The following is a 22356-nucleotide window of genomic DNA, read 5'->3' as shown; positions in this document are numbered from 1 at the left end:
CTGTGTCGGCTTTTTATCTTCGACCTCCGCGAGAGCGTCGCGGAGGTCGTCAAGAGTGGCGGCGTCAAGCGTGGACATACTTGCTAATCACACTCTAACCTAAAGCATATTTAGCTGACAGTATGAGCGGCTTCGGCAGGCCCCGCGGCACCCGCCGCGTCCGCCCGTGTGCCGCCGTGTCGCGGCGGTCCGCGAACGGACGCTCTTATACGCGTCGGCGGCGAAGCCGGGGTAACATGATATTCGAGGGCCTCCCGACGACTCCGCGCTCCGAGGAGCTCGTCGACAAGGCGTTCTCGCGGGCGGCGCGAGCCGGGCGCGCGAAGCGCGGCCACGAGGCGCAGGAGTCGATGCTACGGACCGCCGGCAACGTGCTCTCGGACAACTTGGAGAACGTCGTCACCTCGTGGCCCGACTTCGGCTTCGACGTCGACCCGTTCTACTACGAGCTCGCGGACGCACTCGTCGACGTCGACCGCCTCCGCCAGGCGCTCTCGCAGGTGATGTGGGCGAGCCGCCAGATCGAGGACCTCCGCGACGAGTACACGACGAAGGTCCGGAACTCCGACGTGGACACCGCGCGGAAACACCGGAAGCAGGCGTTCGCCCGCATGGCGGACATCATGGACCAGATCGAAGACGACCTGCGCTACATCGGCGACTCCCGGGACCAGCTGAAGGTCCTGCCGGACGTGGACCCGGACGAGCCGGCCGTCGTCGTCGCCGGCTACCCGAACGTCGGCAAGTCGTCGTTCGTCAACCGGGTCACCCGCGCGTCGAACCAGATCGCGGAGTACCCGTTCACCACGAAGGGCGTCCAGATCGGCCACTTCGAGCGCGACCACATCCGCTACCAGATCGTCGACACGCCCGGACTCTTAGACCGGCCGGCGGACGAGCGCAACGACATCGAGCGGCAGGCGGTGAGCGCCCTCGAACACCTCGCGGACGCCGTGATCTTCGTCATCGACCCCTCCGGCGACTGCGGCTACCCGCTCGAGGTCCAGCTCGAACTCCGCGAGGAGGCCCGCGAGCTGTTCGGCGCGGCCGTGCCGCTGCTCACGGTGGCGAACAAACACGACCGCTTCGAGGGCGTCAAGGCGGAATCGGTCGACGCGACGATGAGCGTCACGGAAGACGAGAACGTCGAGGAAGTCCTCGACATGGCCGTCGACGCGGTCGGCTACGAGCCCGACCTTCCCACCCGCGACGGGGAGTAGTCGGTCGACGCGCTCGACGGTCGCGAACCGCGAAAAAAGGCTCCTCGCGGCGCTACGCCGGCGCCGCCTCGTACACGACGTTCACCGAGACGCTCACGCTCACGTCGCCGCTCTCGACGGCGGTCGCGGCCCCGGCGTCGCCGCCCGCGGCCGACTCGTACGTCTGGGCGACGTACGGCCGCGACTGCGACCGCCCGGTCGACACCTCGTAGACCCCCGAGACCTCGAGCCCGCTCGCGTCGGCGAGCGCGGCGGCGTCGGCGTCGGCGTTCGACATTGCCTGTGCGATCGCCTCCTCGCGGACCTCCCGCTCGGTCTCCTCGCTCAGCCCGAACTCGATCCGCTGGACCTCGTCCGCGCCGGCGTCGATCGCGACGTCGATCACCTCGCCGACCGCGCCGACGTCGTCGAGTTCGATCGCGTACTGGTGGACGCCCTGGTACCGCGTCCGGTTCGGGTCGTCGCGGGTCTCGTAGCTCTCCTGTACGTCGTACCGCTCCGTCCGGATCGCGTCGTCGCTGAGGCCCCACTCGGTCAGCGCCGCCCGGAGATCCTCCTCGCCCGCGGCCAGTTCGTCGCGCACGGCCGCGGCGTCCGACCCGGTCGCGGTGACCGCGACGCGGAGGGTGGCGCGGTCGGGCGCCGAGGTCGCCTCGCCCGTCGCCGTCACCTCGATGTTCCGTTCCAGTTGCGCCTCGTCGCCGTCCGTCGGGGTCGCGGTGCCCGCGAACCCCGCACAGCCGGCCAACGCGACGAGGGCCGCGATGCCAACGATCGCTGTCAGTCGCCTGTTCATACGCGCTTAGTCGGTCCGAAAGCACGTATAAACCGCAGATAACGCAAAGAGTCGTTTTCGTCACCGTCCGTCGTCGCCGTCGCGCTCGCCGGCCGCGTCCTCGGTGATCTCCTCGTCCGCGTCGTCGTGGTCCGCGATGAACGCGTCGTCGCTCGCGCCTCCGGAGTCGCCCGCGTCCGCGTCGTCGGAGTCGCCGTCGCCCTGCGAGCTGGTACCCTCGATACCGCCGTCACCGCGGTCCGCGGCGGACTGTACGTCCGTCCCTTCGGAGCGGTTCGACTCGCGCTCGACGCCGCCGGTCACGGTTGCGGCGCGGCGGCCGGAGCCGAACAGCCGCTCGCGCAGCGACCGGCTGCTGGGCCGCTCTGTGAGGAGCACCGAGGCGTCGACCTCGTGGATGACGTCGAGGTGGAGCGAGTTGGAGACGAGCCGCGAGAGCAGCCCCTTCTCCGTGGCCCCGATGATGACCAGCGTCTTTCCGGCGGCCGCCCGGCAGATGCCGTCCTCCACGTCGCCGCCGTCGTCGACGACGAGCTCCGCGTCGTCGAGGTCGTGTTCCGCCGCCCAGTTCGCGAGGAACGCCTCGCCCCGTCCCCTGTTTCCGGGCCCGTCCACCACGTGAAGCAGCGTCACCTCGGCCCCGGTGGCGTCGGCGAGCACCTTCGCCACCTCCGCGCTGAGGTCGGAGTCGGGGCCGCCGGAGGTGGGGATGAGGATCCGCGAGGTGTCGAGATCGCGCTCGTTGAGGATGAGGAAGTCGCAGGGAAGCTGGTTGGTGAGCTCGTCGATCGGCCGCTCGGCGCGGGCGGCGCTCCAGAGCTGGTCGTCGCCCCAGCCCATCAGCACCGCGTCCGGCCGGGTCCGTCGCGCCATGTTGAACACCTCCTCGAACGAGCGGTGCGAGACGACCGTGGAGGTCGACACCTCCACGTCGTAGTCGGCCGCGGTCGACCGGAGGTTCGCCATCCCCTCGCCGGAGACGTCCGCGATGCGCCGCCCGGCGTCCCCGGTGGACAGCGACATGCGCTCGGGCGCCTGAACGACGTGGACGATGTGGACGACGCCGTCGTCGTGGTCGCTCGCGAGCCGCGCCGCCAGGTCGACGATCGGGCCGTCGGTCCGGGGGTTCGTGATCGGTACCATGACCCGGTACCCCTCGCCCGCGAACAGCGTCGCCTCGGTGGCGTCCAATATCGGGACGTACGAGCGCCCGGCCGCGCGGCCGAACACCCACTCGGGGACCGTGAGGCGGCGGCTCACGCCCTCGAAACGCGCCTCTTCGAGGCGCTCCTCGCTGGTCTGGAAGTAGTTGACGAGCGTGACGAGGACGACCCCGCCGATGGTGTTCCCGAGCAGGACCGGGAGGACGAAGCCGACGAGCCCGGAGAAGAGGCTGATCTCCGCGCCGTACAGCGGGATGCCGTGCTGGAAGAACAGGTACAGCACCTCGGTGAAGGAGACGACCACGTGAAACAGGTCGCCGAGCGGGATCGCGAGGAACGCGAGGTAGACGACGAGCATCCGGCTGACGGAGTCGGTGGAGGCGAAGCCGACCCAGACGACGCCGGCGACGACGAGCCCCGCCATCGCGGCCTTGAAGAACAGCGGCACGAACGGGACGCCGAATCCCCCCTCGGAGATGTACCGCGCCGCGTCGACGGTGTCGCCCGTGAAGACGCCGCCGTACGAGAGGACGGCCGCGCCGATCCCGCCGCCGACGAAGTTGCCCGCGAGGACGATCGTCCAGTGCCGGAGGAGCGTGGGGAGGCTCGCGAGCCGCTCCAAGGTCAGGGCCACCGGCGGCAGGGTGTTCTCGGTGTACAGCTGGTACCCGCCGATGATGATGTAGATGAACCCGAGCGGGTAGAGGAGGACGCTCAGTATCGGGTGAGAGTCGGTTGCCGCGGTCAGCGACGCGTACAGCATGAACGTGATCGTGATAGCCAGCCCGGCGGCGAGCCCGCTGAAGAAGAGTTCGCGGCTCCCGGAGGTCACCTCCTCGTCCGCGGCCGCGATGATCCGCTGGAACACCTCGTCGGAGGAGAACCGGTCCCGGACGGCCTCGCCGACCGCGGGCGCGCCGCTCCGGGACCGCTCGACGACCTCTCGCATGGAATCGTCGTCGGATTGCGTGGGATCCGTCACTGGCCGAGCCCACGGAGGCCCGATAAAAAGCCCTTGCTCTTCCGATCACGCGGACGCGAACCGGCGGACCGCAGCGACGGGCGAAACGAGACGAGTTCAGGGGCGGTCGGGCGAAACGAGACGGACTTAGGGCGGTCGGGAGAACGAGACGGACTCAGGCGCGCTCGACGGTCACCGAGCGGACCTCGACCTCCACCTCGCCGCCGACGACCGACTCGATCCGGTCGTCGAGCGCGGGCGCGAGCCCCTCGACGGTGCCGCCGGGGGGCGTGCCGACCCGGATCACGACCCGGTCGGTCTCGAGCGGCGGGACGGTTCCCGTCCGCTCGACGGTCAGATCGAGGAGTTCGAACTCCGCGTCCAGCGCGGTCAACTCGTCGCTCGCGGCGGCGCGGATGTCGGCCTCGGTGGTCGAGGCGACGTACGACTCGTAGGTGACGCCGCCGAGGAACACCGACAGCAGCGCGATGGCGACCGCGAGGACGGCGGCGCGCTTGAGGAACGCGGTGCGTGCCTCGTCCTCCCGGAACCACCGCTGCGGGCGGTACCCCTCGTACCATAGCATCACGAGCGCCGAGAGGTTGATCGAGAGGACGTTCACCGCGACGATGACGCCCGCCCCGATCACGAGCCGCGGGATCCGAAAGGCGATTCCGATGCCGACCGCGGCCGCGGGCGGGATGAGCGCCACCGCGATCATCACGCCGACGAGCGTCGCGGAGACGCCGGTCATCAGCGAGACGATGCCCGCGATCCCGGCCCCGACCGCGACGACCAACACGAGGACGTTCGGCGCGAGTCGCTCCGACACCTCCGCGAGTTCGAGCGGGTCCAGCCCGGGCGGAACCAAGGCGAGCGAGCGCAGCGCGAACGCGAACGCCGTCGCCGCGATAACTGCGACCGCGACGCCGATCACCTGTATCCGCACTCCCCGCCGGAACAGCGCCTCGTCGTCGACGACGGTGCCGATCGCCGCCGACATCGCCGGCCCGATGAGCGGCGCGATCACCATCGAGCCGACCACGGTGGCGGGCGAGTCGAGCAGCAGCCCCGCCGTGGCGATCACCGACGAGATGACGGTCATCAGCACGTACGTGCCGAGCCCCGAGGCGAGGTCGTCCGCCTTCGCCTGGAGCTCCTCCCGCGAGATGCGGTCGCCGCTCCGCTCGGCGTCCGCCTCGTACTCTTCTTCGAGCGCCTCGAACCGGCGCGAGATGACCGTTTCGGCCGCGACGATCACGGTGTACGTGCTCTCGTCGATCCCCGCCTCCCGGAGTCGGTCGAGGACCGGCTCGACGGCGGCGGTCGGCAGCGGGAACGTCGCGACCGCGGTGTACTCCCGGCCGCTCGTCTCGTCGGTGACGACGTAGTCGACCCCCTCGTCGTCGAGCGCGCGGACGACAGCGGCCCGCTTGCCCGCCGGAATCATGACCTGAACGAGTCGCACGATCGGCGGTCGCGCCGACAGCCCTTATAAGATCGGCACGCAGCGGCCCGGCCGGGCCACGAGAAACGGAACTTTAATGCGCGAATCGCCCGCACCTCCGGACAAGAATGATCTCGCCGCTGGTCATCGACACGTTCCTGCTCGACTACCACCTCGGGCACGTCCTACTGTTCGGGCTCGTCGTCTCGCTTCTGGGTGTCGCGCCGCTGAAGTCCCAGAAGGCCCTCGCGTCGATCATGGCCGTGTTCGGAGTCATCTTCCTGATGGCCCCGTACACGACGATGCCGCCGACGTTCATCCTCCTCGGCATCCCGCTCGTCCTCGTCGGCACGCTGCTGTGGACGATGGCGCGCTGAGAACCGCGCCAACTGACCGTCGAGCGGCGCGCGCGGCCGAACTCTCTTCCTCTCAGCTCTCTCGACCCCCTAGACGGACTCGGTCGGCTCCCCCGCGGTTTTGACTTCTGTTCGATCCCGCTCCTTTTTGCCCCACCGGGGACACTCCCCGCCATGGTAACGGTACGGGCCCCCGCGACGAGCGCGAACTTGGGGAGCGGCTTCGACGTGTTCGGGGCGGCCCTCTCGCGGCCGGCCGACGTCGTCACCGTCGAGAAGGCGGCCGAGACGACGATCGAGGTCACCGGCGTCGGCGCGCAGTACATTCCGGAAGACCCCGACAAGAACACGGTCGGCGCCGTCGTCGAGGCCCTCGACGCCCCCGCGCGCATCCACATCGACAAGGGGGTGCGCCCGGCGTCGGGGCTCGGCTCCTCCGCCGCGAGCGCCGCGGGCGCGGCCGTGGCGCTCAACCGACTGTACGACAGGGGCCGCTCCCGGGAGGAGCTGGTCCCGATCGCCGCCGAGGGCGAGGCGGTGGTCTCCGGGGTCGCGCACGCGGACAACGTGGCGCCCTCGATCCTCGGCGGCTTCACCGTAACGACCGCCCAGGGCACGCACTCGGTCGACGCCGCGGTCCCCCTAGTCGTCTGTCTCCCCGACGTGGCGGTCTCGACCCGCGACGCGCGCCGGGTCGTCCCCGAGACCGCCTCGATGGAGGACCTCGTGGAGACAGTCGGCAACGCGGCGACGCTCGCGGTCGGGATGTGTCGCTCCGACCCGGCCCTTGTCGGCCTCGGCATGACCGATCCGGTGGTCACGCCCGAGCGCGCGCGCCTGATCACCGGCTACGACGACGTGCGCGAACGCGCCTTCGACGCCGGCGCGACGGGCGTCACCGTCAGCGGCGCCGGTCCGGCGGTGATCGCGACCTGCCGCGAGCGCGACCGCCGGGCCGTCGCGGCCGAGATGCTCGACGCCTTCGCCGGCGCCGGGATCGAGGCGCGCGCCTACCAGACCCGCATCGGCCGCGGTACGACCGTGCTGGACGAGTGAGCCCGGGCGGCCGTCCCGCTCGCAGCGGATCACGCGGTCGGCGCGTGGTCCGGCCGATAAGTCGACGGTGACGAGCCGCCGTCGATCGCGCCCTCTCGTCCGGCCCATCCCTCCCAACGGACACGCCGGACTGCGCGGCTCCGCCGCGACCGGACAAGCGTAAAGAGCCGCCGGCGAGAACTGGTGGTATGAACGACACCGCAGGGCTCCGGCTCACGGTGCGTGCCGCCGAGAAGCGGGACGCGGGCCGGGGCATCGCCAGGCTCCCCGAGTCGGCCCGCAAGCGGCTCGCCCTCCTCAGCGGCGACACGGTCGAGGTGCGCGGCGAGCGCACCGCCGTCGCGAAGGTGTGGCCGGGCGGTCCCGACGCCGCCGAGGGCTCCGTCCTCATCGACGCCGACACCCGTGCGAACGCCGGCGTGAAGGTCGGCGATACTGTCACGATCGCGGCCGTCGACGTCGCCGACGCCGACCGCGTGACGCTGGCCGCGCCCGGGCGGCTCGCCGAGGTGGACGTGAGCCGCGAGGTGGTCGAGCGGGCGCTCTCCCGCGAGCTCCGCGACCGCCCCGTCACCGAGGGCGAGGCCGTCCACGTCGAGCGACTGGGCGGGCTCCGGTTCGTGGTCGCTCGGACCGACCCGGCGGGCACCGTCCGCATCACGGCCTCGACGGACGTCTCCGTCGAGTACAAGGACGGCGCCGGGTCCGCCGGAGACCGCGCCGACGCGTCGGCCGCGCCGGGGAGCGACCGCGCTAGCGGGCCGGCGAACCCGGGGACCGAGATGCCCGGCGACGACGGCCGTCCGAAGGGCGGGTCGCCGCCCGAGGAACACACCGCAGGCGCGACCTACGAGGACATCGGCGGATTGGACGAGGAGCTGGAGCTGGTCCGGGAGACCATCGAGCTCCCGCTCTCCGAGCCGGAGGTGTTCACCCGGCTCGGCGTCGACCCGCCGAAGGGGGTCCTCCTCCACGGCCCGCCGGGGACGGGGAAGACGCTCATCGCCCGCGCCGTCGCCAACGAGGTCGACGCGACGTTCATCACCGTCGACGGCCCGGAGATCATGTCGAAGTACAAGGGCGAGTCGGAGGAGCGGCTCCGCGAGGTGTTCGAGCGCGCGAGCGACGACGCCCCCGCGATCGTTTTCTTCGACGAGATCGACTCGATCGCGGGCAAGCGCGACGACGGCGGCGACGTGGAGAACCGCGTCGTCGGCCAGCTGCTCTCGCTGATGGACGGGCTCGACGCCCGTGGCGACGTGATCGTCATCGGCGCGACGAACCGCGTCGACACCATCGACCCCGCCCTCCGGCGCGGCGGGCGCTTCGACCGCGAGATCGAGATCGGCGTGCCCGGCGAGTCGGGGCGGCGGCAGATCCTCGACGTCCACACGCGCCGGATGCCGCTCGCGGACGACGTGGACTTGGACCGGATCGCGGGCCGGACGCACGGGTTCGTCGGCGCCGACATCGAGGGGCTATCGCAGGAGGCGGCGATGACCGCGCTCCGTCGCGCCCGGGAGTCGGACTCGCGGGCGCTGAACGACGTGACCGTCACGAAGGCGGACTTCGAGGCGGCGCACGCCAACGTGGAGCCGAGCGCGATGCGCGAGTACGTCGCCGAGCAGCCGACCACAGACTTCGCGGACGTCGGCGGCCTCGACGACGCCAAGGGGGAGCTCGAACGCGCCGTGACGTGGCCGCTGTCGTACGGGCCGCTGTTCGACGCCGCCGGCGCCGACCCCCCGACCGGCGTCCTGCTGTACGGCCCGCCGGGCACCGGGAAGACGCTGCTCGCGCGCGCCATCGCCGGCGAGAGCGGCGTCAACTTCATCCAGGTCGCCGGGCCGGAGCTGCTCGACCGGTACGTCGGGGAGTCGGAGAAGGCGGTCCGCGAGCTGTTCGACCGCGCGCGGCAGGCGGCGCCCGCGATCGTCTTCTTCGACGAGATCGACGCGGTCGCGACCGACCGGGACGCGGCGGGCGGTGACGGCTCGGGCGTGGGCGAGCGGGTCGTCTCCCAGCTCCTGACGGAGCTCGACCGGGCCAGCGACAACCCGAACCTCGTCGTCCTCGCGGCCACCAACCGGCGGGACGCGCTCGACCCCGCGCTGCTCCGTCCCGGCCGGCTCGAGACGCACGTCGAGGTGCCGGAGCCGGACCGCGAGGCGCGCCGCAAGATCCTGGAGGTCCACACCCGCGGGAAGCCCCTCACGGACGAGGTCGACCTGGAGCGCGTCGCCGACGAGACGGAGGGGTTCTCCGGGGCCGAGATCGCCTCGCTGTCGCGGGCGGCGGCGATGCGCGCCATCGAGCGCGTCGCCGACGAGCACGGCGAGGCCGCAAACGACCACGCCGACGAGGTGGGTATCACCGGGGAAGACTTCGACGCGGCGCTCGAGTCCGTCCGGCCCGAGAGCGTCTGAGGGCGCCGAGGTCCCGCGGGCCGGTCCCGTCTCCGGTCAGTCGTCTCCGCTCGACTCGGCGGCCGCGCCGTCCTCCGTTCCCTTCTTTTCCACCTCTCTGCCCTCCGTTCCCCCGTCGTCGGACTCGCCGTGATCGTGTCCGCCGTGCGCGCCGGCGTCTCCGAGCGCGCCGGGACCGAACTCGTCGACCGGGGTGACGCTGTAATCGACCGTGAGCGTGTCTTTCGTCGCGCGGACCTTGCCCACGAACGTCGATATCTCCGCGAGCTCGCCCTCCAACACGAACAGCTCCATACAGTACTGCGAGCCCACGTGGCTGTGGAAGTTCGAGGCGACGATCCCCTCGTCCTCGTGGCGCAGGCGCATCATCCGCTCCTCGACGTTCGTCGTCTCGTAGTTGAAAAGCACCGTCACGACGGCCATGAGGTCGCGGTCCTCGAGCTTCGCGTCCTCGAACTCGCCGAGGAGGTTCCGGGAGGCCTCGCGGACGACCTCGCTGCGGCCGGTGTACCCGTGCTCGTCGGAGAAGTTGTCGATGCGCTCTAGCAGCTCCTCCGGCATGGACACGCTGACGACTGTCATATATTAAATCATACCGCGGAAGTTGTTAATCCTTGAGGTCCAGGCCGCCGCGTTCCGCTTCTCGCTCGGGCCGGTCGCCGCCTCCTCCGGTCCCCTCGCTGTCGCCGCCTGCGATCCGCTCGCCGAGCCACGCGTAGTGGTCGAGTAGGGCGGCCTCGCCCGCCTCGGTGAGCGCGTACACGTCCGCGATCCCCTCGGTGCGCCGGCGGAGGTGGCCGGCCTCGACGAGCGCCGAGAGCGTGCCGTAGAACGATCCCGGATCGATCCGCTCGTCGTAGTGCGATTCGAGCCGGCTCTTCAGCGACTGCGCGCGCAGCTCCCCGTGTTCGTACAGGAGCGCGCAGAGGTCGCGGCGGCGGCCGCTGTGGAACCACTTCGTCATGTGTCGCGAGTCGGCCCGCGGCGGCATAAATCGCTCACGACGCGTCGACAAGCTCGTCAAGCCGGCGCACGCGCCGGTCCCCGAGCACGCACCGCCCGCGCTCGTCGTGGCCGACGCGCTCGACGTGGACCGCGTCGAGGCCGGCGTTCCAGGCGGCCGCCACGTCGCTCTCGCCGTCGCCGACGTAGTAGCCGCGACCTCGGGTCGGATCGACGCCGAGGTCTCTCATCGCGGTCTCGATCGGGTCGGGGGACGGCTTCCACCCCGTCTCGTCGGTGCAGCAGACGACGGCGTCGAAGCGGTCGTCGAGGCCGACGCGGTCGAGGACTGGCTCGGCGAGGAACTCCTGACAGTGGGTGACGAGCCCCGTCGGCCCGCCGACCTCCTCGACGCGGTCGAGCAGCCGCGCGGCGTCGTCGTGGAGGTACGTCGCCTCCGCGCGGGCGACCGGATCCTCGACGGAGTGAAACGCGGGCCAGAACGCCTCGGGGTCGACCCCCATCCCGCGGAGCGTCTCCGCGCGAGACCCGCCGAGACCGCTCCAGAGGACCCGCGCCTCCCGGTCCGAGAACTCGCGGCCCAGCCGGCCGCCGACGCGGTCGAACACCGCTCGGGTGTACTCCCACTCGGCGTCGACGAGGGTCCCGTCGAGGTCGAACAGGTGGAAGTCGTAATCGGTGACGGCCATACGGTCCACCCGTACGCCGGGGGCGGGCAAGTGCGTTGCGGGTGCGCGGGATCCCTGCTCACACCGACCGGAGCCGTCCGGGCGGCCGGCTTCCCCCCCCTCGCGTCACTCCCGGACGTGGACCGACGAGCCGAGGTACTTGCGGAGGACCTCGTCGACCGAGTCGGCGTTGAAGCGGCCGAGGTCCGCGGCGATCGCGTCCGTCAGCGCGTCGCGGTACGCCTCGTCGGTGCGGAGTTCGCGGAAGTCGGCGGCGGCGACCTCGACGCTCGCGGCGTCCGCCAGTCCGAGGCGCTCCGCGGCCAGCCGCCGGAACGACGGCTCGTCGCCGACCTCGCCGCGCCACAGCCGGTCGCGGAAGAACAGCCACCCGTCGGCACCGGGGTCGCTCGCGGGGAGTTCCATCGTCGTCTCGAACCGGCCCGGGTCGACGGCGGCGTCCGCGGGATCGAGTCGGACGGCGACGCGGAAGACGTAGGCGGCCTCCATGCGTCGACCGTCGCCGGACCGATTCATAAAGCTACATACCGTTCGGCGTCGTGGACCCCGTCATGTGGCAGCGTCTCCGCGGCCTCGCCGGGCGCGCGTACCGGCGGCACCTCCGCCGCGAGATCGACGACGTCCCCGACCACGTCGCCGTCATCCAGGACGGGAACCGTCGGTACGCCCGCGAGCAGGGCGACGACGCTCCCGAGGGACACCGCGCCGGCGCGGACACCACCGAACAGGTCCTCGACTGGTGCGCCGACCTCGGCGTCTCGGAGCTCACCCTCTACGCCTTCTCCACCGAGAACTTCGAGCGCCCGGACGAGGAGCTGGAACCCCTCTTCGACCTGCTCGAACGCAAGCTGCGCGAGTTCGCCGACGCCGACCGCGTCCACGATGAGGGCGTCCGCGTCCGCGCCATCGGCGACGTGGCCCGGCTCCCGCCGCGCGTCCGCGACGCGGTCGAGTACGCGGAGCGGCGCACCGCCGGCAACGACCGGTTCACGCTCAACGTCGCGCTGGCGTACGGCGGCCGGACCGAACTGCTCGACGCCGCGCGCGCCATCGCCCGCGACGTGGACGCGGGCGAGATGGCTCCCGGGGACGTCGACGTCGAGACCGTCGAGTCGCGCCTGTACGACCGCCCGATCCGCGACGTTGACCTGATCGTCCGCACCGGCGGCGACGAGCGCACCTCGAACTTCCTCCCGTGGCACGCCAACGGCAACGAGGCCGCCGTCTACTTCTGTGCCCCCTACTGGCCTGAGTTCTCCGAGGTCGACTTCCTGCGCGCGATCCGCACCTACGAGTCGCGCGAGGAGTCGTGGCAGCGCGCACGGGCCGAGCGCGCGGTCGCGTTGGTGCGCGCGCTCGCCGAGGTGGAGTTCGCCGAAGCCCGCGCCGCCGCCGCCAGGCTCCGCGAGCGGATCCCCCGGCTCGACGGCAGCGACCTCTCCGACGACGCGCTCGACATCGCCGACGGTGACTCGGCCGGCCCGGCCGACGGCGAGTCCGCCGGTCGGATCGACGGCGACGGGCCCGAGTCGACGGGAGCCGACTAGGCGGCGCCGGGCGCGACGCCGCCCTCGTTCCGCGTCAGCAGGTACAGCGCGAACGACGAGAGCCAGTGCGACCCCGCGTAGTCGTCGGTGAGCACGTCCGCGGCCCCGGCCTCCGCGTGGCGGCGCGCCGCGTCGTCGAGGGGCTCCCGGAGCCGGTCCGCGGCCGGGCCGTCCCGCCCGTCGAGCGCGTCGGCCAGTCCGGCGAGACACCACGCCCGGGAGACGTTGAGCCCGATCAGGTGTATCGCGGCGCCGTCGCCCTCGTCGGGCTCCACGTCGACCGGCGAACACAGCGCGTCGTGCGGCGGCGCGGCGAGGTCCGGGAGGAAGTCGTCGAGCCACGACGCGAACGGGTCCGGGTCGAGGACGCGGCGCATGAGGTCCGCCTCGGTCAGCGCTGGCGAGACGAAGTCCCAACCGACCGGCTCCGCGCCGACGACCGCGGCGGTGTCGTCCGCGTAGAGGCGGCGCGCCGCAGCCGCGGCCTCGCGTTCGAGGTCGGCGTCGCCAACGACCCGCGCGTAGTCGAGCACGCCGGCGAGCGCGAACGCGGTGTTGCCGTGCGTACCGACGCGGTGAGCGCGGTCGATCCCGAGGAACGACTCTCGGACCCCCTCCCGGACCCGCCCTTCCAGCGGGCGGAGGGTCTCGCGCCACGCGTCGGCGCGCGGGTCGTCCCACAGGTCGAGTTCGGCGGCGAGCCGGAGCAGCCACGCCCAGCCGTACGGCTCCTCGAAGCCGGGGTTCTCGTCGAGGTACGCGGCCTCGCTCGCGACGCTCTCGGGAGCCAGTCGCTCGTCGATCCCGGCAGCGATATCGGCCTCGTCCGGGTGGTGCGGGACGAGCCGCAGCGCGCGGACGAGCGCCCAGTGGCTGTGGACCGCCGAGTGCCAGTCGAAACAGCCGTAGAAGACGGGGTGGTCCTCCGACGGGGGCGGCGGCGCCTCCGGCCCCTCGACGGCACCCCGATAGTGGGGGTACTCGGTCTCGACACCGTCGAGCGGGTGGGCGGCGAGCGCGGTCGCGACCGCGTCGTCGAGCGCGTCCGCCCGCCCGGATCGGAGCGCGTCCGGCGACAGCTCCTCGAAGGCGTTCATGCCGGTCGGTCGGCGGGGCGCCTGTTCAATCGGTCGGTCGGGTGCGGACCGGTCGCACGCGGCTCGGGAGCGCGAGGGAACGACCTGCGCCGCGGCGCTCCGACGGCCCGGTCACGCGGGGTTCTTCCGCGTCAGGTCGCTGCCGCAGATCGGACACCGCTCCTTGTTCTCGTCGAAGGTGCGGTTGCAGCCGACGCACTGGAAGCGCCACTCGCGCTCCTCGGTGATCCCATCGCGCTCGATGGGCTCGACCGGGAGGTCGAGCCGCTCGGCGACGTTCTGCATCGCGTAGTCGTCGGTGACGAGCGTCCCGTGAAGCTCCAGCGCGGTCGCGATGAGCCGGATGTCGGTGTCGGACAGCTCAGCGGCGTCGCCCGACCCCTTCGCGGCCCGGCGGACTCGGTCGACCGCCTCGGGCGCCGGGACGTGAACGGTCATCCCGGAGCCCTCCATCGCGTCGAACCGGAGCGCGACCTCGCCTGTCAGTTCGTCGTGGACCGCCGGGATGGAGACCACGTCCTCGTCGGTCGTGTACTCGTGGATGAACGCGGACGAGTCGAGGACCTGCATCAGCGGGCGACGACGATGTAGTCTTTCACCGCCTGTACGTTCGCGACCGGGACCCGGAGCCGCCCCATCTCGTCGACGTCGAAGTCGACGCGCTCGCTCCTGAGCTGCTCGTGCGGGCTGACGAGCAGGTGGTTCAGCTCGCCGGACTCGAGGTTCATCGTGATGTTGTACAGGTCCCCGAGCTCCGTGCCGTCGGCGCTCATCACCGCCTTCCCGGAGAGGTTCTCCGCGAGGATGTCGACCATACCCGCACGGTCCCGGGCGACGGTCTTAAACGCCACGGGCCGTCCGACGGGCGACCGACGCGGACGGGCTCGGCGCCGGGCGCTCGGTGACTGGGCACCGGTTTCGCCGCCGCGGATCACCGCGGCGTTTTGAAAGGCTTAACTGACGGCCGGAACGAATGGTGGCTATAACCTTCTCGGGGCGATCACATATGACCGACCACACACACGCGGACACCCTGCGAACCCCCATCGTCGCCGTGCTGGGTCACGTCGACCACGGCAAGACGAGCCTGCTCGACACGATCCGCGGCTCCGCCGTCAGCGAGGGCGAGGCCGGCGCGATCACCCAACACATCGGGGCGACGGACATCCCGCTCGACACCATCTCCGGCATGGCGGGCGAGCTGATCGACCCGTCCGACTTCGACCTCCCCGGCCTGCTGTTCATCGACACGCCGGGCCACCACTCCTTCTCGACGCTGCGCGCCCGCGGCGGCGCGCTCGCCGACATCGCGGTGCTCGTCGTCGACGTCAACGACGGCTTCCAGCCGCAGACGGAGGAGGCGATAGACATCCTCCGGCGGACGGGGACGCCGTTCGTCGTCGCGGCCAACAAGGCCGACACGACGCCGGGGTGGAACCCGCAGGACGGCGAACCGATCCAGAAGAGCATGGAGGCGCAGTCGGAGCGCGCGAAGTCCATGCTCGACGAGAACCTCTACGAGATTATCGGCCAGCTGTCCGACGCCGGCTTCTCCGCCGACCTCTACTGGCGCGTCCAGGACTTCCAGAAGAACATCGGCGTCGTCCCGCTCTCGGCGCTCACCGGCGAGGGCGTCCCGGACCTCCTGACAGTCCTCATGGGTCTCTCCCAGCGGTTCATGAAAGAGGAGATGGCGATCGACGTCACGGGGCCCGGCGAGGGGACGGTCCTCGAAGTGAAAGACGAGCGGGGGTTCGGCGCGACCGTCGACACCGTCGTCTACGACGGCGTGATCCGGAACGGCGACACCATCGTGGTCGGCGGACAGAACGAGCCGATCGTCACCGAGATCCGCGCGCTGCTCCGTCCGCGGCCGCTCGCGGAGATCCGCACCGAGAAGGAGTTCGAGAAGGTCGGCGAGATCGGCGCCGCGGCCGGCGTGAAGATCGCCGCGCCCGACCTCGACCAGGCGATGGCGGGCGCGCCGGTCCGGGTCGTCCGCGACCGCACCGCCGATCAGGTCATCGAGGAAGTGAAGGCCGAACTCGCCGAGATAGAGGTCGAGACCGCCGACAACGGTGTCGTCGTCAAGGCGGACACGCTCGGCTCGCTGGAGGCGATGGCGAACGCCCTCCGCGAGGCGGAGGTCCCGATCCTGCGCGCCGAGGTCGGCGACATCGCGCCGCGCGACATCGCGGTCGCCGAGACGGCGAACCAGGACGAACACAAGGCGATCCTCGGGTTCAACGTCGACCTCCTCAAGAACGCGGAGTCGGACTTAGAGAACGCGGACGTGAAGCTGTTCAAAAACGAGGTCATCTACCAGCTGGTCGAAGACTACGAGCGCTACGTCGAGGAGAAGCAGCGCGCGCAACAGGAGACGGTGCTGGACAAAGTGGTCCGCCCGGCCCGCTTCCGCATCCTCCCCGACCACACGTTCCGGCAGAACGACCCCGCGGTCGTCGGCGTCGAGATCATCTCCGGCACGCTCCAGAACAACCGCAACGTCGGCTACTTCGAGGGCAACGAGTTCGAGCGCGTCGGCGACCTCTCCGGGATCCAGAAACAGGGCGACGACGTCGACGAGGCCCGCGCCGGCGAGCGCGTCAGCATCGCTATCGACGGCCCGACCGTCGGCCGCGGCATCGAGGAGGGCGACACCCTCTGGACCGAGGTGCCAGAGAAGCACGCGAAGATCCTCGAACAGGAATTAAAAGAGGAGATCACCGCAGACGAGCGCGAGGCCCTCCAAGGCTACTTGGAGACGCGCCGGAAGCGCGACCCCTTCTGGGGGAAGTGACTCCGACAAGACTCTTGTAATCGGCGTCGCCACGTCTGCCTATGGTCTCCCGAGAGAACGCGGTCATCCTCCTGTTCATGGCGGCCGGCTTGGCGCTGGCGTACGGCGGTCGCGTCGCGACGGGCCTGAGCGACACCGTCCTGATCGGCGTGCTGATACTGGTCGGCGTCGTGGCGCCGCAGGCGGTGATTGGCTACCTCGACGCCGAGAACTCGGGGTGACGCGGCCCCGTCCCCTCCGAGCGCACCCGTCGATCGCGTGTCGCCGTTATGTGCGTCGAGCCCGTAACGGGGGTATGGAGACGACCGTGATCGAACACGACGGCGCGATGCTCGCGCGGCTGGAGGGCGACGACCGGGTGTTCGAGGTGCGCTTCGACGCGCTCGAACCGACCGACGTGACGCTGCGGTTCCGCCGCGACGGCGAGCGCGTCGGGAGCGTCTACAACGACGACGGCACGAAGCGAACGATGGCGCGCCTCACGACCGCTCGCGAGGGGACCGACTTCATCGGCGTCGAGGTGCCGAAGGAGTTCGTCGCCGAGGTCCTGGACACGGCGCTTGAAACGGGCCGCGTCACCGACGAGACCGCAGCCGAGGGGTATCGACTCCGGGTGCTCTGAGCCGACGCGCCGCGCCCCCGGAGTCAGGCGTACAACAGGATGATCACCGCGACGAACGCCAACTCGCCGCCGACGAGCAGCGCGGCCAACAGCCAGGCCTTGTATGTCCACAGCCACTCGCGGGCGTCCGCGAACCGGCTCCCGCCGTCCGCCTCCGAAGCGGCGCGGTACGCGGCGTCGACCCGCCAGCCTGTCTCCGAGTCGTACGTCGCTGGCACGCGGGTGCCGACGAGCTCGTCGACGTCGAGCGGCGAAACGCCCGCGGCGTCCAGAAATCCGAGGAATTCCTCGGACTCCTGAAGCGATCCGTCGCGGGGCGCGTCGAACCGCTCGGTGTGCGTGGCGTCGCCGTGCGGCGGACGCATCTCGACGACCACTCGGTCGCCGACCGAGCGTACCCGAGTGACGATCAGCGCGTTCTCCTCGTCGTTGAGGTACGCCTCGCGGAGCCGGCGCTTCACCTCCTCGTCGACGCCGGCGTCGTCGAGGTCGTCGGGGAGGGTCTCGGAGTCGGGGAACGCGTCGGCGTCCGCGTTGTCAGCGCCTTCGCGGTCGGCGGTCGTCGAGACGCTCTCGTCACCGCCGGATCGGTCCGCCATCGACCCGGGATTGGCGACGCGCTCTGATAAGGTCACGGCCGCTCCTCGAACGCGATACGTGACTGTCGTCGCTACGAGCGACCCCCTGACCGAGCATAGCGAAGCCCCGGCCGCTCGGCGATGCGCGGTCACCGACCCGAGCACGACTGCCGAAGCCCCGGCCCCGCGCCTCACGCCTCCCCAGCCTCGTCGCTGGCGCCGCCGGCGCCAGCGACTCCCTCGCGCGTGCGGCTCGGCCGCGAGGCGGCCTCGCAGGCACGTGCCACCGCACCTCGACTGTCAGCCGCTCACTGGAGCCGGTAGCGTAAGATCGCGGCGATACCGCCGAGGTTGGCGAGCTGCTCGCCCGGCGCGAACTCCGAAGAGAAGACGACCACGTCGCCGCCCTGCTGCTCGACCGACTCGATCACCGCGTTCACGTCGATCTCCCAGTCGCCGTCCCCCTGCCGCTCCGTGCGGAGGCGCTCGTCGACGACGAGCAGCGTCTCGACCGCGCCGAACTCGGCGGCCTCGGCGGTGTCATCCGGGCCGTACGTCGCCTTCTCGCCCGTCGCGATGTTCTCGGTCAGCTCGTCGATGAGGCTCGCCTCCTTCGAGATGCGGGTCTCCTTCTGGACCTCGTCGACCGCGCCGCGCTTGAGCACCTCGTGGACGCCGCGGTCGCCGGCCGCGGAGGTGTCGACGGTGGTGATCCGGTCGGAGAGGTCGCGGAACTCCTCGTCGACGTAGTCGCGGGCGTCGTTCTTCGTGAAGCCGGGCCCGGCCAAGATTACGGCGTCGGCGTCGAGGTGCGCGAGCGCCTCGCCGAGTTCCGCGAACAGCTCCTCGCGGGGGCGAGAGAACTCGCCTTTGCCGGTCGGCTTCGTGAACGAGGCGTACTCCTCCGTGCCGTACTGCTGGACTGTGTGGACGTACGCCGCGCCCTCTTCCACGGTCGCGATGGCCACGTCGGGGTTCTCCGCGGCCTCGGTGGCCTCCTCCAACCGCTCCGTCTGGTCGGGCTTGAAGTGCTTCTCGACGGTTATCTCGTCGTGCTCCTCGACGTTGAGCGTGTGGTGGGCGTTGAGCTGGTCCTCCCGCGAGCAGCCGACGATGACGCCCGAGACGCGGAGGCGGTTGGCGAACCGCGCGAACTCCACGTCCTCCACCTGAAGGGTGACGAAGATGTGTTCGCGCTGCCCGCCGGTGTCCCGCATCTGGTCGTCGTTCCGCTGGATACGTCTGGTGGTGTCGCCCTCGACGAGGTCCCCGGGTTCGAGGACGTGCGCGAGGTGCCAGAGGTCGTCCACGTTCTCGGGGACCAGCGTGAGCCGTTCCCGGCCCTCTTCGCCGTACCCCCGCTCGGAGATGCGCATGTCCGAGCGTTCGCTCGGGACCGTATCAACTCTTGTCTTCCGCGTCGGAGAGCCGCGGCCCCCACACGAAGCCGCCGTCCGGGCCGGCGGCGTCGGGCTCGTCGGCGTCCGTCCCGTCCGGTTCGGCGGCGTCCGCGTTGACCTCCGCGGTCGCGTCGGCCGGGTCATCTCCGCCCTCGATCGGCACGGTTCGACCGGTCTGGACCGCGGCCGGCGGCTCGCTCCGCATCGGCCGCCCGCCGTCGCCGGACACGGCGGGAACCGACGGGGCGTCGCGTTCGCGGCCGACCTCGGCAGCCGCTGTGCCGCCCCGAGCCGCCACCTTGCCGCGAGTCTCCGTGCCGCCCCGAGCCGTCGCGTTGCCGCGAGTTATCGCGTCGCCGCGGGTCGCCGCGTCACCACGAGCCGTCACATCACCGTGCGTCGCACCCGTTTCGCGGAGCGCTCGGCCACCGGCGTCCGTGGCGATGTGAGCCTCCGTAACGCCCGGCTCCGTCCGGCTGTCGGGGCCACCCGCCATGGCGGCGGCCGCGCCCCGCCCGTAGAGTCCGTGTGCGACGACGCGGACGAGGAAGGCGAGCGCGACGCCGACGACCAGCGGCGCCGTCGGCGCCGCGACGGCGTACCCGACGGCGAGCGCCCCGGCGGCGAGCGTCCACCCGGTGGCGTACGGGCCCGTCGCGGCGATATCGGCCACCGTCTGCGGACTCAACCCGTCCCTGAGCCGGCCGGAGGCGGCGAACGCGGCGAGCGCCGCCGGGCGGACGTACGCGAACGCGAGGAGGTACGCCCCGACGAGGGCGGCGACGACGCCGACGGCCGCGACCGCGACGACCGCCGGCCCGCCCGGCCCGAGCGCCGACTCGACCGCCGTCGCTGTCGCCGCCGGGTCGACCGGCCCCTCGATGAGGGCCGCGACGACGCCTCCGGCGACCGCGAGCCCCCCCGCGAGCGGCGCGAGCAGCGCCGCGGACAGCAGCACCGACTTGACGCCGTCTCTGACCAACTCCCCCCACGCGACCAGCGAGGGCGTGCCCGTCGCCTCACCGGTCTGGATCGCGCTTCGAGTCACCCGGACGAAGTACCCCCGCGCGACGAGCCACGGCGCGAGCGCGACCGGCGCCGCCGCGGCGACCGCCGGGCTGACGAAGAGGACGCCGACGAGCCACGCCGGCGTCAGCACCCACGCCAGCAGGGTCACGGCGCCGCCGACGAGGACGACGCCCGCGGTGTCGTCGGTTTGGGTCAGCGCCGTCGCGGCCGCGGTGAGCATGTGACTACACACAGGAGCGGGAGCAGCATAAATGGTCTCCGGCCCGAGCGTTTATACCACTCCACGGGTTACACCAAGTTGGCCGCGCGGGACAATCGTGTGCCTCTGACAACCTATCTGCGGCCGCCACTCGGCGGTCGTCCCCCGCCCGCGGCTTTCGTCTGACCGTACCATCCCAGCGGCGGCGCCGCCGGCGTGTGCCGGTACCGATTTATCCCGTCCCGCCGACGGATCGGGTATGACCGGCGACGAGCGGACGGCCGACGTGGAGCCGGCGCTCCGCAGCTACGGCGTCAGCGTCGAATCGATCGACGGGGGCGACCCGCTAGAGCTGACGTACATGACCGCCTTCCCCGGCCGCGAGGTCCACCGCGGCGAGATCGGGCGCGCGCTCAACGCGCTCATCGACCGCGCGGAGGCCGACGAGTGGGACCCCGTCCGCGTCGAGGGCACGGTCGTGCGGTCTCCCGGCGATGTCCTCGGGACGTGGCACGCCGAGGCGGAGTGGTTCGAGGCGCTCGCGCGCTACGAGATCTCCGAGACGGAGTTCTCGGCCCGTGTGCTCGACACGCTGAACGAGACCGAGGCGGAGGGCGAACCCCCGGGCGCGTCCGGCGGACCGGACGCGTCCGAGGCGGATCCGGAGGGCGACCGGTGACCCGCCGACATCCCGTCAACCGAGCGCAGCGCCGCCTCGCGCGCCCGGCCCGAGAGCGGTTCGCCACCCGGGCGGTCGCGTTCGACGCCGACGGCGCGACCTGTCGCGGGACGCTGTACCTGCCCGGCGGCGACGCCGACGGCCCGCCGATCGTCGTGATGGCGCCCGGGCTCGGCGCGGAGCGCACCTTCGGTTACCCGGCCGTCGCGGAGCGGTTCGCCGACGCGGGCTACGCCGCCCTCCTCTTCGATCACCCGGAGTTCGGCGAGTCGGACGGCGACTCGCAGACGGTCGACCTCGCCCGCCAGCGCGCGGCGTACGAGGCCGCGATCGACCGCGCGGGCCGCCTCGACGACGCGGGCGACGACCTCGTGTTGTGGGGCGCGTCGCTGTCGGCCGCGCACGTCCTGACGCTCGCCGCGGAGCGCCGGGACGTCGACGCGGTCGTGGGCCTCGTCCCGATGCTCGACGGGCGCGCGATCGCCCGCCGACGCGGCGGGCGGTACCTGCTCCGCTCCGGCATCGCAGGGCTCCGCGACCTCGTCGGGCACCGGGTCGGTCGCGGTCGCACCGTCCCCATCGTCGGCGGGACGGACGAGCGCGCGGCGATCACGGAGCCGGGGACGAAGCGGAAGTACCTCGACCTCGTCGACCGCGAGTCGGCGTGGCGCAACGAGACCCCCGCCCGGTCGCTGCTCGGGCTCGTCGGCTACCGCCCCGTGACGCGACTCGACGAGGTCGACGCGCCGACGTTGCTGCTCGCGGGGACCGACGACAACATCGTTGACGCCGAGTCGGTCGCGGACGCCGGCGAGCGGCTCTCGCGCGGGACCGTCGTCACCATGCCCGCCGACCACTTCTCGGTGCTCGGCGACGACTTCGAGGGCGCGATCGGGCACCAGCTCTCCTTCCTGCGCGACGCGCTGGAGTAGGTCGCCGCGGGAGAGGCGAACTCGGGCGTCGTCGCCCGCGCGACCGCTTAAGTGAGTCCGCGGCGCATCCCCGCCCATGACAGCCATCGCGATGCTGAGCGTCGCCCCGGTGGTCGAGGAGAGCATGGCCGAGGAGGTGGCGGCCGCCGTCGCCGCGCTCGACGACTTCGACGTGAGCTACGAGACGAACCCGATGGGGACCGTGATCGAGGCCGACGACGCCGAGACGCTGTTCGCGGCCGCGGCGGCGGCCCACGACGCGGTCGACGGCGACCGCGTCTCGACGGTCCTGAAGATCGACGACAAGCGGGCGAGCGACGGGACCGCGGACGAGAAGGTCGAGGCCGTCGAGGAACAGCTCGGTCGGGAGGCGAAGGGGGAGCGCTGATTCTGCGC

At 71.5% G+C, this 22356-nt stretch carries 24 protein-coding genes; 11 read left to right on the top strand and 13 right to left on the bottom strand.

The features are described 5' to 3' along the window. Positions 1 to 236: 236 nt before the first annotated feature. Positions 237 to 1220, top strand: a complete 984-nt coding sequence (locus EXE41_RS16640) for a GTPase (protein WP_094495205.1) — start codon at positions 237 to 239, stop codon at positions 1218 to 1220. 52 nt (positions 1221 to 1272) lie between these two features. On the opposite strand, the gene EXE41_RS16635 is transcribed toward EXE41_RS16640, so the two are convergent. The 3 genes from EXE41_RS16635 to EXE41_RS16625 all read right to left on the bottom strand — a co-directional run bounded on the left by EXE41_RS16635 (position 1273) and on the right by EXE41_RS16625 (position 5590). Further along, positions 1273 to 2016: an SIMPL domain-containing protein gene (locus EXE41_RS16635; protein ID WP_086219678.1), complete on the bottom strand. Its 744-nt coding sequence runs from the start codon at positions 2014 to 2016 to the stop codon at positions 1273 to 1275. Between the two features lie 60 nt (positions 2017 to 2076). Then, on the bottom strand, positions 2077 to 4161 hold the full coding sequence (locus EXE41_RS16630) for a formate/nitrite transporter family protein (RefSeq protein ID WP_049930869.1): 2085 nt from the start codon (positions 4159 to 4161) through the stop codon (positions 2077 to 2079). Positions 4162 to 4315: 154 nt separating this feature from the next. Continuing rightward, on the bottom strand, positions 4316 to 5590 hold the full coding sequence (locus EXE41_RS16625; RefSeq protein WP_137691560.1) for a TIGR00341 family protein: 1275 nt from the start codon (positions 5588 to 5590) through the stop codon (positions 4316 to 4318). A gap of 125 nt (positions 5591 to 5715) precedes the next feature. Between EXE41_RS16625 and EXE41_RS16620 the strand changes: the two genes are divergently transcribed. The 3 genes from EXE41_RS16620 to EXE41_RS16610 all read left to right on the top strand — a co-directional run bounded on the left by EXE41_RS16620 (position 5716) and on the right by EXE41_RS16610 (position 9425). Further along, the gene (locus tag EXE41_RS16620) at positions 5716 to 5964 is read left to right on the top strand and encodes a hypothetical protein (protein ID WP_049930871.1); all 249 of its coding nucleotides are present in this window, start codon (positions 5716 to 5718) and stop codon (positions 5962 to 5964) included. A 153-nt stretch (positions 5965 to 6117) separates the two neighbouring features. Beyond that, positions 6118 to 6999, top strand: coding sequence for a homoserine kinase (locus EXE41_RS16615; protein WP_137691559.1), 882 nt, complete (start codon positions 6118 to 6120; stop codon positions 6997 to 6999). A 188-nt stretch (positions 7000 to 7187) separates the two neighbouring features. Then, positions 7188 to 9425 (top strand): AAA family ATPase, encoded by a 2238-nt coding sequence (locus tag EXE41_RS16610; RefSeq protein WP_137691558.1) that lies wholly within the window; start codon positions 7188 to 7190, stop codon positions 9423 to 9425. A gap of 36 nt (positions 9426 to 9461) precedes the next feature. Here the strand turns inward: EXE41_RS16610 and EXE41_RS16605 are convergent, their stop codons facing one another. From EXE41_RS16605 to lwrS, 4 genes are all read right to left on the bottom strand, one after another. Then, on the bottom strand, positions 9462 to 10007 hold the full coding sequence (locus EXE41_RS16605; RefSeq protein WP_233125148.1) for a CopG family ribbon-helix-helix protein: 546 nt from the start codon (positions 10005 to 10007) through the stop codon (positions 9462 to 9464). 25 nt (positions 10008 to 10032) lie between these two features. Next, on the bottom strand, positions 10033 to 10389 hold the full coding sequence (locus EXE41_RS16600) for a helix-turn-helix transcriptional regulator (RefSeq protein WP_137691557.1): 357 nt from the start codon (positions 10387 to 10389) through the stop codon (positions 10033 to 10035). A 34-nt stretch (positions 10390 to 10423) separates the two neighbouring features. Continuing rightward, positions 10424 to 11077: an HAD family hydrolase gene (locus EXE41_RS16595; RefSeq protein WP_086215367.1), complete on the bottom strand. Its 654-nt coding sequence runs from the start codon at positions 11075 to 11077 to the stop codon at positions 10424 to 10426. A 105-nt stretch (positions 11078 to 11182) separates the two neighbouring features. Beyond that, positions 11183 to 11566 carry an LWR-salt protein gene (lwrS, locus tag EXE41_RS16590; RefSeq protein ID WP_094520007.1) on the bottom strand — a complete coding sequence of 128 codons (384 nt, stop codon included), beginning with the start codon at positions 11564 to 11566 and terminating at the stop codon, positions 11183 to 11185. A 62-nt stretch (positions 11567 to 11628) separates the two neighbouring features. Between lwrS and uppS the strand changes: the two genes are divergently transcribed. Next, positions 11629 to 12624, top strand: coding sequence for a polyprenyl diphosphate synthase (gene uppS / locus EXE41_RS16585; protein ID WP_049931053.1), 996 nt, complete (start codon positions 11629 to 11631; stop codon positions 12622 to 12624). Here uppS and EXE41_RS16580 read toward each other — a convergent pair. The 3 genes from EXE41_RS16580 to EXE41_RS16570 form a co-directional block, all read right to left on the bottom strand. Next, complete coding sequence (locus tag EXE41_RS16580) at positions 12621 to 13721, bottom strand: DUF2891 domain-containing protein (RefSeq protein WP_137691556.1); 1101 nt, start codon at positions 13719 to 13721, stop codon at positions 12621 to 12623. The two genes, uppS and EXE41_RS16580, sit on opposite strands and share 4 nt — an antisense overlap. A 111-nt stretch (positions 13722 to 13832) precedes the next feature. Beyond that, positions 13833 to 14291, bottom strand: coding sequence for an NOB1 family endonuclease (locus tag EXE41_RS16575; protein WP_049930887.1), 459 nt, complete (start codon positions 14289 to 14291; stop codon positions 13833 to 13835). After that, positions 14291 to 14536: a PRC-barrel domain-containing protein gene (locus EXE41_RS16570; RefSeq protein ID WP_049930889.1), complete on the bottom strand. Its 246-nt coding sequence runs from the start codon at positions 14534 to 14536 to the stop codon at positions 14291 to 14293. Before EXE41_RS16570 ends, EXE41_RS16575 begins: the two co-directional genes overlap by 1 nt. A gap of 191 nt (positions 14537 to 14727) precedes the next feature. Between EXE41_RS16570 and infB the strand changes: the two genes are divergently transcribed. The 3 genes from infB to EXE41_RS16555 all read left to right on the top strand — a co-directional run bounded on the left by infB (position 14728) and on the right by EXE41_RS16555 (position 17143). Then, on the top strand, positions 14728 to 16521 hold the full coding sequence (gene infB, locus EXE41_RS16565; RefSeq protein WP_049930890.1) for a translation initiation factor IF-2: 1794 nt from the start codon (positions 14728 to 14730) through the stop codon (positions 16519 to 16521). A gap of 41 nt (positions 16522 to 16562) precedes the next feature. Beyond that, complete coding sequence (locus tag EXE41_RS16560) at positions 16563 to 16742, top strand: hypothetical protein (RefSeq protein WP_049930893.1); 180 nt, start codon at positions 16563 to 16565, stop codon at positions 16740 to 16742. A 74-nt stretch (positions 16743 to 16816) separates the two neighbouring features. Continuing rightward, entirely contained in the window at positions 16817 to 17143 is a 327-nt protein-coding gene (locus EXE41_RS16555) for a hypothetical protein (protein ID WP_007345153.1), read from the top strand. 23 nt (positions 17144 to 17166) lie between these two features. Here the strand turns inward: EXE41_RS16555 and EXE41_RS16550 are convergent, their stop codons facing one another. The 3 genes from EXE41_RS16550 to EXE41_RS16540 all read right to left on the bottom strand — a co-directional run bounded on the left by EXE41_RS16550 (position 17167) and on the right by EXE41_RS16540 (position 20370). After that, positions 17167 to 17742: a hypothetical protein gene (locus EXE41_RS16550; RefSeq protein WP_049930897.1), complete on the bottom strand. Its 576-nt coding sequence runs from the start codon at positions 17740 to 17742 to the stop codon at positions 17167 to 17169. 287 nt (positions 17743 to 18029) lie between these two features. Then, the gene (locus tag EXE41_RS16545) at positions 18030 to 19097 is read right to left on the bottom strand and encodes an mRNA surveillance protein pelota (protein WP_049930899.1); all 1068 of its coding nucleotides are present in this window, start codon (positions 19095 to 19097) and stop codon (positions 18030 to 18032) included. 25 nt (positions 19098 to 19122) lie between these two features. Next, the gene (locus EXE41_RS16540) at positions 19123 to 20370 is read right to left on the bottom strand and encodes a DUF4013 domain-containing protein (protein WP_086215363.1); all 1248 of its coding nucleotides are present in this window, start codon (positions 20368 to 20370) and stop codon (positions 19123 to 19125) included. 238 nt (positions 20371 to 20608) lie between these two features. On the opposite strand from EXE41_RS16540, the gene EXE41_RS16535 reads away from it, so the two are divergent. The 3 genes from EXE41_RS16535 to EXE41_RS16525 all read left to right on the top strand — a co-directional run bounded on the left by EXE41_RS16535 (position 20609) and on the right by EXE41_RS16525 (position 22348). After that, positions 20609 to 21028, top strand: a complete 420-nt coding sequence (locus tag EXE41_RS16535) for a hypothetical protein (protein ID WP_086215362.1) — start codon at positions 20609 to 20611, stop codon at positions 21026 to 21028. Continuing rightward, a complete protein-coding gene (locus EXE41_RS16530) occupies positions 21025 to 21960 on the top strand; it encodes an alpha/beta hydrolase (protein ID WP_137691555.1) in 936 nt (311 codons plus the stop codon). Before EXE41_RS16535 ends, EXE41_RS16530 begins: the two co-directional genes overlap by 4 nt. A gap of 76 nt (positions 21961 to 22036) precedes the next feature. Further along, on the top strand, positions 22037 to 22348 hold the full coding sequence (locus EXE41_RS16525; RefSeq protein ID WP_137691554.1) for an MTH1187 family thiamine-binding protein: 312 nt from the start codon (positions 22037 to 22039) through the stop codon (positions 22346 to 22348). The last annotated feature ends 8 nt before the right edge of the window (positions 22349 to 22356 follow it).

Source organism: Halorubrum sp. SD690R (assembly GCF_005435035.1).
In the GTDB taxonomy this organism is placed as follows: Archaea; Halobacteriota; Halobacteria; order Halobacteriales; family Haloferacaceae; genus Halorubrum; species Halorubrum ezzemoulense.
The sequence above is the reverse complement of the archived record's forward strand: the minus strand, read 5'-3'. Positions and strand labels throughout refer to the sequence as shown.